Here is a 13,049-nt window from a genome sequence, read left to right on the forward strand (position 1 = left end):
CTTTTCCACCCTTCTGATCTATTCATGTTTTAAATAGGCTGGAAGAGTGAAAAAGGACACCCCATAAAAAATATTTTTTTAAAATTCTCCATCATTAGGACGGCGTATTCTTTATTTATCAATAATTTCCGATATGAAACAACGTCATGAAGAATATAATGTAGAAACAAATTGATAAAAATTCAGGGGGACAGCTATGAACACATACATTGAAGTGGAACCGGGAATCGAATTATTTGTGCAGGATACCGGCAGTGGGGAGCCCATTGTATTTATTCCTGGCTTTACATTTACCACTGAAGTCTTCACCGAGCAGGTCAAGCACTTTTCAAAAACTCACCGTACGATTGTGATCGATCCCAGGAGCCACGGCCGGTCAACCATGACGGTCCACGGGAATGACTATGTCACGCATGGAACGGATCTCGAGAAGGTATTGAAGCAATTAAAGGTAGAGAATGCAACGCTTGTCGGCTGGTCATTCGGGTGCTTAACGGTTTGGGAATATATCCGCCAGTTCGGTACGGATGGGATCAAATCCATTGTCCTCATTGATATGCCGCCAAAATCTCTATCCGTTCAACAAGACCAAGATTGGGTGGAAGGCAAGCTTGATGACATGGCTGCGGCCTACAAGAACTACCTTCGCAATCCAAAAGGACAGCGGGATTTCATCTCTGCTTATGCCACCGGAGTCATGGTCCAACGGGAGCTGAAGGAAGATGAATTAGATTGGATCGTCTCCCAATCAATAAAGACACCTTACTACATTGCCGCCAATCTGTTTTCTTCCGGGCTTTTTTCTGATTATCGTGTGGAGGCGGCAGAGAGCAGTGAAACTGTACCGACTCTGTTTGTTGTCGCTGAGCATTGGGCAGAAGCAGCAACCTCCAGCCTGAGGAAGCTTACTCCTAAAGCGTCGGTGAATGTATTGGGTGGGCATCTCATGTTTTGGGAGCATAGTGAAAAGTTTAATGAGATGGTTGAGGGGTTTTTGGAAGGGAATGGATAACAGCATTCTTTATACTACCTCTGTTCTGCCAAAACTAGGGCAACAGAAAAGACTGCCTTCTCAGCGAAAAAGGCAGTCTTTTCATTACGTCCTTCCAACTAAAAAAAGGTGTGAAAAATGAAAAAGCACGTACTTTTGTGGTATTGTTTAATCGCCAAACCAAACAATCCATAGAATGAAAGAACTTTTTCTCGAAACGATTAACAACTACATTTCTTCTATTAAATTCTTCTACACTTATGTGTTAGAAAAGGAATGGAATCCTCACAAACTTCCCAGGATGAAAAGAATCAATCTTTTTGTGCGCAAAACTTCCGATTGACCCCCTTTAAGAACCGTCCCGGCGCTTCCCCTAATTAAATTTCAAAAATCAAACCTGGATATTAAATAAAGGGGATATAAAAACTAGAGTAAAGAAAATTTAATAACAAACAGGAATATACGTTCGGCATTTAGACACAAAAAAAGACCGCTAAGCCATGGGAAAGCTTAGCCGTTAAATTCATTTTATACTCTGGCATTTCTACCAAAAACCAACCATTTAATAAATTTTCCCGGTTGTAATAAAAGCGTTCCTGGTCTTCATACCTCGACATTTTTCCACCTGCGGCTTCAACAATCGCTTGACCTGCTCCTGTATCCCATCCCATTATTGGGGCATACCGTGGATAATAGTCTGCTTTGCCTTCTGTCACTAAACAAAACTTTAGTGAGCTTCCAGATGAAACAACTTCAACTTCTCCGTGCTTTGCTTCTAATTCTTTAATAAAGGATTCTGTTTCCTCTGACATATGAGATCTACTTGCAACAGCACGTGTCACAACCTTCTTTAATAAGTCCTGTTAAACTTATTAATATTTTGAAACAAGCATTTTGAATATTTCTAAATCAATGGGTTCATCAATGTCAACATCATAAATACTATCCATTATATATGGAAGCCTGTTATCGTTCAAACTAGTCTCTTCATTTAAATTTACATTTATTTTATTGATATAAATTGCCCCGTTAACTTTATAATATTCCGGGAAATCTTGTCTTCTTATTGTACTGTCTTTATTTAATAAGCTCTTTAATATTCCTTTATTATCTACACTTCTCATTAGTATAGGATGTTCCGTTACCCTTGAAACACTAACCAACGTTTCCTCACCAACAGATACTATTTTTTCAATTGATTCATCAATATGAAAGCTCTTCCTTAAAGGTTGGGTGGGTTGTAGAAGGACTAAATAATCATAATTAAGTCCCTGTTGTGAAAGGTTCTTGATAGTATGAAGTAAAGCATCAATGGTGCGGCTCTCGTCTGAAGCTAACTCTTTTGGACGCAGAAATGGCACGGATGCCCCACACTCAACCGCAATTCTTGATATTTCTAGACTATCTGTACTAACAATAACGCTATCTAAATATTTCGACGCTAAGGCCTCTTTTATCGTATAATCAATTAAAGATCTTCCCTCAACATCAATAATATTTTTATTAGGAATTCCCTTACTTCCTCCTCTAGCAGGAATTATAGCTAAGAATTTGCATCCCTTATACATAGGAATCTCCTTTAGAAATAACCGGATAGTCAATAAACCTTTTTTGGGTTTCTATTTTCCAAATATTCTCTTCTGAAAGTAATTTAATAAATTCTTCATCACTTTTTCCTAAGCCATATAAATCAAAATCTTTTATGGACACTGGCTTAAGATCTTCTATTGCCTGTAAGATTTGTACAGCATTATCTTCAACAGCTGTAATATGCTTATTATTTTGTTCATTATATCGTCCCTTTTGCCTGTTGCCGACATCAATAGAAGGTATTCCATAATGACCAGTTTCTCTTACACCTGCGCTGGAATTCCCTATTAATAAATCAGAATGTTTTAATAACGTTAAAAAACTCTCAAATCTAATAGAAGGAAAAATTGAAAATCTGTTTAACCCTTCTAACCTTTTATATTCTTCCAAGATTTCTTCGCTTCCTAAATCATTATTAGGATAGATAACAATATAATTCTTATTCGAAGAGATAAGGGCATTAACAAGATTTTTAGCGTTTTCTTTCATTTCACCAATTTCAGTTGTTACTGGATGATACATGCAAATGGAATAATTATCAAATTGTATAGAATAATGTTTTTTTACTTCTTCCAAGCTTGGAAGTTGTTCTGAATACATAATATCTATATCAGGGGAGCCAATAACAAATATGTTTTCTTTTAGCTCACCTAATTGGATAATTCTATTCCTAGCTTCTTCATTTGCTACTAAATGGATATGTGAGAATTTTGTTATTGCATGTCGAATTGATTCATCTATTGTTCCTGATATTTCTCCGCCTTCAATATGGGCTACTTTTATATTGTTAAAGGCACCAACAATTGCTCCGGCTAAGGCTTCTAATCTATCTCCATGAATAACAATTAAATCAGGCTTTATTTCTTTAATATAATTACTGAACCCCAGTACAGTATTGCTCAAAGCAATATCCATTGTAGTACCTGTCTGTTGATTTAAAAATTTATATATATTTTTAAACTTATCCTTTTCGAGTTCCCTGTAAGTCGAACCATACTTTGACATCATGTGCATGCCTGTAACAAAAATATGAAGTTCAAAGTCATCGTGATTTTCAACTTTTCTCATCAATGACTTTACTTTACCATAGTCAGCACGTGTTCCTGAGAGAAATACAATTCTTTTCACTGTTTAATCATTCCCCATTCTAGATGACAGTCCTCCGAAACATCCTGATTTACAGTTTTACCTAAGATATCTTCGTAATGCTCAGCTTTGATTTCTCCTGTACCTGGTCTTTTCACCCAGATGTTATCCTTGGTCAACTTCTCACCCTTTTTAATTGGTGCAATTGTTACTACTGTAGCAAAGGCAAAATCAATTGTTACCTTTTCTTCCTGCGAAGGTTCTTTCTTTCCTCCTCGCATTTTTGCAATTTCTTCTGATCCTTTTAATAAATTACTGAGTGCTTTCGGATCCATAGAGCAAACTATATCTGGTCCTTGTCTTTCCATTTTATCTGTAAAGTGTCGCTCAAGAATTGATGCCCCTAAAGCCACTGCAGCAAAACATGCATTATTATTAATTGTATGGTCCGATAGACCTATCACTGTATCTGGAAACTCATTGATTAATTCTTGCATAGCCCCTAATCTAACTAGTTCAGGAGGGGTTGGGTATAGATTTGTGGTATGCAGTAATGCAAAAGGCACCCCTCTTTTCTGAAGAACTTGGACAGCCTTTTTCACACTTGATATATCATTCATTCCTGTTGAAACAATCATAGGTTTTCCAAAAGAAGCAATGTGATCAAGTAAAGGATAATTATTCATTTCACCAGAACCAATTTTATATGCTAATACTCCCATTCTTTCCAGCCTGTTTGCAGCTGCTCGTGAGAATGGAGTGCTTATGAATATCATGCCCTTCGACTCTACATATTCTTTTAACTTTCCTTCATCCTCTTCCGACAAAGCACAACGCTCCATAACATCGTAAATGGAAACATCCGTATTTCCAGGTATTACTTTTTTGGCATCCTTACTCATCTCATCTTCTACCACATGAGTCTGATGTTTTATTACTTCTGCACCTGCTGAATAAGCGGCATTTACCATTTCTTTCGCTGTCTCTAAACTACCTTCATGATTTATTCCAATTTCTACTATTACTAAAGGTTGATAGTCTTCTCCTATTCTTCTATCCCCTATAGATATAAATGGTTTTTGCATCTTTTTCTCCTCCTTAGTGATGATTAGCAACTATTTTCTTAATTAGTCTCACAGAACTACTTGTTGAATCTTTATTTATAAGGAATTTCTTCCTACTTTCCTTCATCTTCGCATTTGTAGTTGGTGAAGTTAGTACCTTAGTAACTGCTTTTGTAAGATCTCCTCTATGATATATACCTAGTGCAGCACCAGAAGAAGCGAAAGGTAATTTGTCAGGCTCTCCACTTAAGTTTACTGTAATTAAAGGCTTATCAAGGAGAATTCCCTCCAAACCACAGGTTGAATACTTTGTAATAATTACATCTGCTAATCTTAGCAAATCCTGCGTATCATATTTATCTTTAATTATAATAATATTGCTAGGATTACCTACTCTTTTAAGAACCTCTTCTTGAACCAAACCATCTTCACTAGGGTGAAGTTTAATTATCAGACCTAATTCCTTTTTATTTGCAAACGTCCCAATAATTTCTTCACTCAAGACGTTTATCTCACTCTCTCTCTGACTTGCCCAAAGAAATATTTTTTCCTTATTGAGTAGGTTTTCTTTAGATAGGATGTCATTCTTACTGATAGTAGAACTGCCAAATAAAGAATCAAAGGCTGGTTGTCCAACAATGTGTATTTTATCACTAGGTATATCCCGTTCTAATAAATTCTTTTTGACAAACTCACTCATAACAGCGATATAATCACTGTTTGGTACGTTGCCAATATGACCAAATAAATCTACAAATCTTAAAGTTGGGATACCTCTTTCCAATGCAACCTCATTGGCTGCTCCTTCTGCTCTTTGGGACGAAGAAGTTACTACTAAATCTGGTTTTACCACGTCAAATACTTTACTGAAAACGGAAGTTGGAAAGAAAGCTTTCCTTCCTATTGTTTGGAACATTTCCATTGCCTTCTCATACCCATATTTAGTTTCCAAGTCATGCATCGAAGGTCCTAAATAAGCTATAGAATCCTGTAAAGAAACACCTGATAATTCGTTATGATGTTTATTTGCCAGTTCTCTCCCTAAGGTCTTTACTCTGTCAAAATCGTCACCTTTCAAAAAATCAAAAAAATTATAGTATGGTATTTTTTCTTTATTAAATTTGACGGTGGCTGTGGTTAAAGCTATTGGAATAGGTGAAATTTCATCCTCGTTATTTAGTGCCTTTATTATAGGAAGAGCAATATTCACATGACCTCCTCCATAAGTTATAAACAGAACTTTTTTCACAGCAGTTCTTCCTTACCTCTTAGGATTTTCAATGATACATCTATCATTTCTTTTGCAATATCAATTCCTGCTTCTTTATAAAAAGGCATAAGTGTACTTTTGTAACCTGTCACAATTACAGAGTTTAACTCAAGCACTAAAACTTCACCGTTTTCGACAATACAGTCCACTCGAACTAACCCTGTAAAATTAAACTTTTTAACTATCTCAACAGCAATATCCTTTAGTTTTTCTTCAGTATTTCTATCCATTTTGGGATTAGACCTTTTTTCAAATCCTATTAATTTATATTCGTTAGCTTTGTTATAATTTAAGGCCTCCAAAGCTTCGACCTTATTCCCATCATTTTTTACAGGGACGGTATAATCTGTTCCACTCACAAATTCCTCAATCAAAACTTTGGATCCAGTTGCTAATACATTTCCAACGGCATCTTCCAACTCAATAGTGTCATTGGCCTTTCTTGGTTGTATTAAATCTATAGCGGATTTGACTACACAGGGAAGAGTTAAATTACCCAACACTTCTTTCAATTCTGCCTTCTCTTCTATCACATAAAAATTAGGTGTAGTAAAGCCTGACTTTATTAAGTTTTCTTTAAAGTCAATCTTGTCTTTAGCAAACTGACTTCTTTCAGGGTTTATAGATGTTACAAATCCTTTACTCTCTAGATACTCAGCTAATTCGATGACCTTTTTGTGCCCGGTTCCAATTACAATTGACCTTACATTTTTATTAGAGAAAAATCTTTCTATTTCCTCTTTATTGCTCATATCCTCAACTAATGTATGATTAGCATGCTCATATCCTGGTTCATTCTGCTTTCCAGCTACCAAAGCAACTTCAAAACCCGATTTTTGAAGTTGGTCAGTCAACGCATCTCCACTGCTACCTGCTATCAAACCTATTATCATAAAAAGCAACTCCTTAATTGTTATCCGACTTATTTACTACTTTAGAAAAAGTTCTTATTAAGATTTTTATATCCATTAATAGAGAAATATTATCAGCGTAATAAACCTCTAATCTTTTCTTCTCATTTAAACTAAGTTGACTTCTCCCATTCACTTGAGCATAGCCTGTTATACCTGGTGATACCCTATACGCACATTTTCTTTCATCATCAAATTTATCATACAATTCTTTTACGGTTGGTCTAGGTCCTATAAAGCTCATATCTCCCTTTACTACGTTTATTAGTTGAGGGATTTCGTCAATACTAAACCGTCTCAGCCACTGGCCAATCTTCGTGATCCTCGAATCCCCTTGACTGGTAGATGGTGGCCCGATATTCTCTGCATCGACAACCATTGTTCTAAATTTATATATTAAAAACTCTTTTCCATTTAAGCCTATTCTCCTTTGTTTGAAGAGCACAGGGCCTTTTGAATCTGTTTTAATTGCCAGCCCTATCAAAATTAAGAAAGGGAATAAAACTATTAATAAGATGAGGGAGAAAATTATATCTGCCAGCCTTTTAACTATTAAATACATAATTACTCTCTCTCTTTCTCATTGCTATAACTTTAATCTTTTTATCAAGTTCAATTTTATCATTCTGGATATCAGAAGAGCTTCTTTTTAAAGCTGATTTATAATGATTCCTTATTTTTTCCACTTCAAGACTTAGATCGTAATATCTTGAATGACCTTTATCTCTTTCCTTTAAAAATCCTCTCGAAAGTATGACCATCTCAGAATTTAACCTGGCATGCTCATTTAATATTAGTTCTGCTGGCAAATCACCTTCTCCAATCTTTGCAATTCCACCGAACCCAAACCTTATTCCCTTATCTTGAATGGTTTTCGCTAATTCATCGATTACAAAACTTGAAAGAATCTCAAACATAAAATCGAGTCCAAGCCCCAGATGAAGATCATTCAAACCTACATGAATTTCGTCAATATCTTCTATAGAGAGAATATCCTTAATACGTATTAAAGCTTCCGCTGTTTCTAACAATAAACATACCTTGGCGCGATTATTCACAATTGTCACAAATTCTGCTACTTCTTCTGGAGTCTTGAACATCGGCAACATGACTACATCAGCACCAGATGTTATAACATCATTAATTTCTTCTTCAGACCCCTGGTGAATAGGATTAACCCTAACGAGCAATTCAGACTTTGAAACCACTTTTCTTATCAAGCAGACATCTTGCAATTCATGGGTGGAAACATGCGTATCTAAATGTCCTTGTCTTTCTTGTTTTCCATTCTTTTCAAGATCAATGAATATCCTATCTACCCCTGCTCGCTCTGCATCTTCAACTAGTAGTGGGTTATTTGATATCAACATTAACTTCATTATTTACCTCCTCCTTAGAATCGCTTTTTTGTGAGTTTTATAATTTTCTTTTTTATTATCTTTGTAAGTTCATTTATCTCTTCTACTCTTAATAACAAAGCAAATATATAATATAAGAAGAAAAAGAAGAAGGTAGTAAGTATAAAACCAATTAATGAATCGCTAGCAGGAAGAAAGCTTTTCACTATTAAAAGAACAACTACAGTCATTAATATATTCCCTAAAGTTTTTACAATAAAGAAGTAATTAAATGAACCCCAATTGATTCCCAGCCTCCTAATAACTATCAGTAATAGTGCCAACATACCTAATATAGAAACTAAGGAAGTAGAAAAGACAAGGCCCTTATACGAGAAATTCTGTATTAATAGGACTGATAAACCTACCTTTAACACTAATAATGCTGCACCTACCACTACTGGTGTTTTAATGTCTGAATAACCATGGAAGACTCTTATTAACATAAGGATTAAGAGCGAGGAAGGAAGCCCCCAACTATAATATGTTAATATTTCTGATGTAAGTTCAGTAGCCTCACTGGTAAATGCACCATATTCAAAGATATATTTAACTATTTGAGGTGAATACATCAAGAAATATAGTGTTACCGGAAATGAAATTAATGTAATTACTTTCATTCCTTTAAAGAGTAATTTTTGTGTATTCTCTTTATTTTCGCTTTTTATAGAATCTGTGATAAAAGGATAATATGCAGCAACAATACTTGCTCCTAGTATTCCGATAGGAAGTTGAATCAACTTATTTGCATACATAATAGAAGAAACTGCTCCTGCTTTTAAGTTGGTTGCCAGTACTCTATCAATTATCACATTTAGATCCGTCAGGGCCATTGTTAACATCGCCGGAAATGAAAGGATCAATAATTTAATCAAAAGCTTATCTTTCTGTAAGCCAAAACTAAACGGTTTAATAGAGAATTGATATAAAATATATACTTGTTGAAAGATAAATTGTATAATTATTGAAATCAAAAATGAAATTGGTAAAGCATAAAAATCAAAGAGCGGCCTTAAAGTTATAAATAATATAATGAATGAAACATTTTGGATTACTGGAGCGAACGCTGAAGGCGCGAATATCTTGTTTGCATTCAGAAAAGTCTTGTTTAGTCCTGACAAAGATAACAAAACATTTGAAAATATCACTATTTGTAAAAAACTTACGGTAAGCTTAACCTCTTCCTCAGGCAGCGACGGAGAAAGGGTCCCGATTAAATAATCACTCAGCAAGAATATTATGAGGCAGAGGATAAATAATATTAAAAATATCCAATTCCGAATATTTTCATAAAATTTTTTCGACTTCATTTCTTGTTGGTTGGCAATATATCCAACAAATACCGGTAAGAGTACTGTTCCAATTCCACCCGTGATAACTAATTTATTTAAAAGCTCCGGTATAGTAATCGCATAATAAAATGCATCCGTGACTTTTGATAATCCATAGTTTGTTGCGATAAAGAATTCCCTTAGAAACCCTACGACCCTGCTCAATAGAGTAGCTACTAATAAAACGATTGATGCACTTAATAATGTATTTGACCTCTTGCTATCCTTCATTAGTAATCCTCTTTCTTGTTTAACAATCCCAGCTGAAATGTTCCTACTATCGTTAGGGGAACAATTATCATGGTTCCTGTAGAAATACCAAATGATCCGCCGATTAAGGAAAGGCATACTGCTATTAAAAGTATCTTGATTCCGGAAATTTTTTTGATTCTTGAATATATTGATAATCCCAAAAATATTACTATAATAATAACCAACGATTTTAGTATTAAATAGTCCTCAAACAATCTTATTATTCCGTGTGACGTCATATTAAGTATTGCGGTATAATCATCACCAAAGAAATTTAGATTTTTAAAGAATGATCTGATTAGAAAATCCTTTATTAAGTCTAAAAAAACAAACAAAGTAAAAGAACCAAAAATCAAAAAAATATATCTGAATTTTTTAATTAGTATAAATATATATCCAATAAAAATTTGTATTAAAGCAACAAACATTGTTCCACTACTCACTGTTGTTAATAACCAAGCCAAGCAAATTAACAGGTGGAAGAAATATTCCCTAATATTATAACTATAAGAACTATACATCTTTATTTGTAGCAACAATATGAGAGCAAATCCTAAATAGGCTGGTACTAATCTTCCATTCATAGTAATAGTTAATACAAAAAGTACAATTAGTGGCAATAAATAGTTTACTCTTAGGTTTACAGCATAGTTTGTTGCGATTATTTCTTTTTGAATTAATATAAAAAGCCAGAAGGTACATGAAAACATAAGTAATATATATATAGAGTAAACAACATCTATACTTATCTTGAAGTATTCACTTGCTGCAATAGCAGGAAAAGCAACCAAATACCTTAATGCATGCGGGTGATGATCATGTAATAAACTAATTGGGTTAGATCCTAATAGAATTTCCGCTTGGGGAAAAAGCGGAAATTGGATTATGTTATTATTAAGCAAAATCACTAAAATTATAAAGAAAACAATAGGGTATTTATATTTATCATTTATACGCAAAACAAATAAATTAAATATCATTATTAATGCTACGCTATTTATTGCATCAAGAGCAGTTACTGCAACCCCAAGTCCCACGCCCAGAATCAGAACAACTACTATCCTAAAAAACATACTAGTATTTATCACTATATCAACACCTTAACTCTTACTGTATAGCTCAAGAAAGTTGTTTTGCTATAAAATTACTTTCTTGATTTAGTTCTCCTTAATTAACTATAAATAGTATCCTTCTTTTAGAAAGCGTAACATAATATTTAGTAATTTTTAACCTTCATATCCTCTGCTCCTCACCTTTGTCCCCATATATGATTAACTGTATGTTTTATTCGAAAGAAAGAGGAGACTAGTTTTTCTATATCAAATACTTGATTCAGTTGGCACTTTTAACAACTAGTTTCTCTCTCTTATTCGCCAAATCCAAAACATATTGCGCTAGATAATTAGGTTCAAATGCCGTATGATTCTCAACCAGGTTCGTTACCCGCTCATACTCAAACTCCACCGTCTTCCCAATAAAAATCTTCGGAAAAACAGCCTCCCCATGAACTTCATTCTCACCCAATAACTCCTCATACATCTTCTCACCAGGACGAATCCCCGCATATTTAACCCCGATTTCTTCTATTGTATAACCCGATAACTTAATCAAATTCTTCGCCAGATCAACGATTTTGACTGGTTCACCCATATCCAGCACGAAAATCTCTCCACCACGTGCCAAAGCACCAGCCTGCATAACCAATCGGGATGCCTCTGGAATCGTCATAAAGTATCTCGTCATATCAGGATGGGTAACCGTAACCGGACCTCCAGCTTGAATCTGCTTCTTGAATAATGGAATGACACTTCCACGACTGCCCAAAACGTTCCCGAAACGGACGGCAACAAAGTTCGTGGGGCTTTCTTTATCCAGATTCTGAATGATCATTTCAGCGATTCTCTTTGTAGATCCCATTACGTTTGTAGGGTTAACAGCCTTATCGGAAGAAACCAGCACAAACGTTTTGACTCCGAATGTATCCGCTGCTTCCGCCACATTCTTCGTCCCGATGACATTGTTCTTCACAGCTTCTTTCGGATTATATTCCATAAGAGGAACATGCTTATGAGCCGCAGCATGATACACCACGTCAGGTGAGTGACTTTCCATCACTTCAAAGATACGGGAACGGTCTTGTATGTCTGCAATGATCGGAATGATCTCGAACTCTGTTCGATACTTGTTCCTTAACTCCATATCAATTCCATAGATAGAATTCTCACCATGACCTAATAATAAAAGTTTTTTGGGTTTAAACTTACTAACCTGACGACAGATTTCTGAACCGATGGATCCACCTGCTCCAGTAACCAGAATTGTTTTCCCCGTCAGTTTTTCAGAGATGCTCTTTATATCAAGCTCGACTGGTTCTCTACCGAGTAAATCCTCTACTTGAACATCTCGGAATTGATTCACGGCTACCTTACCTGACACGATATCTTCAATCATCGGCATAATCTGTGTTTTTGCATTTGTTTTGCTGCATTCTTGATACACTTTTTGAACCACTGTTTTACTAAGTGAAGGTATAGCAATAATAATATTATCTACATTTAGTTTTTCTACTAACCTTGGGATATCTTCTGTTTTACCAACGACCGTTACCCCATAGATTTGAAGCTTCTGTTTCTTAGGATCATCATCAACAAATCCAACCGGAAGCAGGTCTGCATCACGACTTTTCATAAGTTGGCGGACAAGCATGGATCCTGCTGATCCTGCCCCGATGATTAAGGCACGATTTTTCTCTTGCTTCGGCTGTATGTAATAGTCCCGATACATTCTCCAGGAGAATCGTGATCCCCCTATTAAAATGACATGTAGCATCCAAGTGATTAAAAGAACACGTACATACACATTTCCATTTACGAAGAACTGTATGACTCCTGTCATTACTATCGAGAAGGTAACAGCCCTTACAATCGCAAGCATTTCTCCAACACTTGCGTATTCCCACGATTTCTGATAAAGACGATATACAAACGCAAATAAATGATGACTGGCCAATAACGCAATAGAGCTAATAACGAGTGTTGGGAACGTATAAGCGCTGAAGTATGGATGAAGAGTATAATAACCGATATAAATAGCTGTTAACACAATGATAGAATCCAGTAGAATCAGCATGGAAACACGCTTCGTATAACTCAAATGG

12 protein-coding genes are annotated in these 13,049 nt (G+C 35.3%); 1 reads left to right on the plus strand and 11 read right to left on the minus strand.

Annotated features, from left to right (window positions below):
- The first annotated feature begins 196 nt into the window (after nucleotides 1-196).
- Entirely contained in the window at nucleotides 197-1,012 is an 816-nt protein-coding gene (locus ACIFOD_RS11795) for an alpha/beta fold hydrolase (RefSeq protein ID WP_430314801.1), read from the plus strand.
- A gap of 452 nt (nucleotides 1,013-1,464) precedes the next feature.
- Here ACIFOD_RS11795 and ACIFOD_RS11800 read toward each other — a convergent pair whose 3' ends face one another.
- The 11 genes from ACIFOD_RS11800 to ACIFOD_RS11850 form a co-directional block, all read right to left on the minus strand.
- Nucleotides 1,465-1,833 carry a 3'(2'),5'-bisphosphate nucleotidase CysQ family protein gene (locus ACIFOD_RS11800; RefSeq protein ID WP_430314803.1) on the minus strand — a complete coding sequence of 123 codons (369 nt, stop codon included), beginning with the start codon at nucleotides 1,831-1,833 and terminating at the stop codon, nucleotides 1,465-1,467.
- A gap of 30 nt (nucleotides 1,834-1,863) precedes the next feature.
- Nucleotides 1,864-2,559, minus strand: a complete 696-nt coding sequence (locus ACIFOD_RS11805) for a cytidylyltransferase domain-containing protein (RefSeq protein ID WP_430314805.1) — start codon at nucleotides 2,557-2,559, stop codon at nucleotides 1,864-1,866.
- Complete coding sequence (neuC, locus tag ACIFOD_RS11810; RefSeq protein ID WP_430314807.1) at nucleotides 2,552-3,709, minus strand: UDP-N-acetylglucosamine 2-epimerase; 1,158 nt, start codon at nucleotides 3,707-3,709, stop codon at nucleotides 2,552-2,554. The genes ACIFOD_RS11805 and neuC overlap by 8 nt, the downstream gene beginning before the upstream one ends.
- Nucleotides 3,706-4,752 (minus strand): N-acetylneuraminate synthase, encoded by a 1,047-nt coding sequence (neuB, locus tag ACIFOD_RS11815; protein ID WP_430314809.1) that lies wholly within the window; start codon nucleotides 4,750-4,752, stop codon nucleotides 3,706-3,708. Before neuB ends, neuC begins: the two co-directional genes overlap by 4 nt.
- Nucleotides 4,753-4,765: 13 nt before the next feature.
- Nucleotides 4,766-5,980, minus strand: coding sequence for a CDP-glycerol glycerophosphotransferase family protein (locus tag ACIFOD_RS11820; protein ID WP_430314811.1), 1,215 nt, complete (start codon nucleotides 5,978-5,980; stop codon nucleotides 4,766-4,768).
- The gene (locus ACIFOD_RS11825) at nucleotides 5,977-6,894 is read right to left on the minus strand and encodes an ATP-grasp domain-containing protein (RefSeq protein ID WP_430314812.1); all 918 of its coding nucleotides are present in this window, start codon (nucleotides 6,892-6,894) and stop codon (nucleotides 5,977-5,979) included. The genes ACIFOD_RS11820 and ACIFOD_RS11825 overlap by 4 nt, the downstream gene beginning before the upstream one ends.
- Before the next feature lie 13 nt (nucleotides 6,895-6,907).
- On the minus strand, nucleotides 6,908-7,474 hold the full coding sequence (locus ACIFOD_RS11830) for a sugar transferase (protein ID WP_430314813.1): 567 nt from the start codon (nucleotides 7,472-7,474) through the stop codon (nucleotides 6,908-6,910).
- Nucleotides 7,458-8,291, minus strand: a complete 834-nt coding sequence (locus ACIFOD_RS11835; protein WP_430314815.1) for an aldolase/citrate lyase family protein — start codon at nucleotides 8,289-8,291, stop codon at nucleotides 7,458-7,460. Before ACIFOD_RS11835 ends, ACIFOD_RS11830 begins: the two co-directional genes overlap by 17 nt.
- A 14-nt stretch (nucleotides 8,292-8,305) precedes the next feature.
- On the minus strand, nucleotides 8,306-9,871 hold the full coding sequence (gene murJ, locus ACIFOD_RS11840; protein WP_430314817.1) for a murein biosynthesis integral membrane protein MurJ: 1,566 nt from the start codon (nucleotides 9,869-9,871) through the stop codon (nucleotides 8,306-8,308).
- Nucleotides 9,871-10,980, minus strand: coding sequence for a hypothetical protein (locus ACIFOD_RS11845; protein ID WP_430314818.1), 1,110 nt, complete (start codon nucleotides 10,978-10,980; stop codon nucleotides 9,871-9,873). Before ACIFOD_RS11845 ends, murJ begins: the two co-directional genes overlap by 1 nt.
- Nucleotides 10,981-11,224: 244 nt before the next feature.
- Nucleotides 11,225-13,045: a polysaccharide biosynthesis protein gene (locus ACIFOD_RS11850; protein ID WP_430314820.1), complete on the minus strand. Its 1,821-nt coding sequence runs from the start codon at nucleotides 13,043-13,045 to the stop codon at nucleotides 11,225-11,227.
- Nucleotides 13,046-13,049 lie beyond the last annotated feature (4 nt).

The sequence above is a fragment of the Rossellomorea sp. NRS-1567 genome (assembly GCF_050467885.1).
Taxonomy (GTDB): domain Bacteria; phylum Bacillota; class Bacilli; order Bacillales; family Bacillaceae_B; genus Rossellomorea; species Rossellomorea aquimaris_C.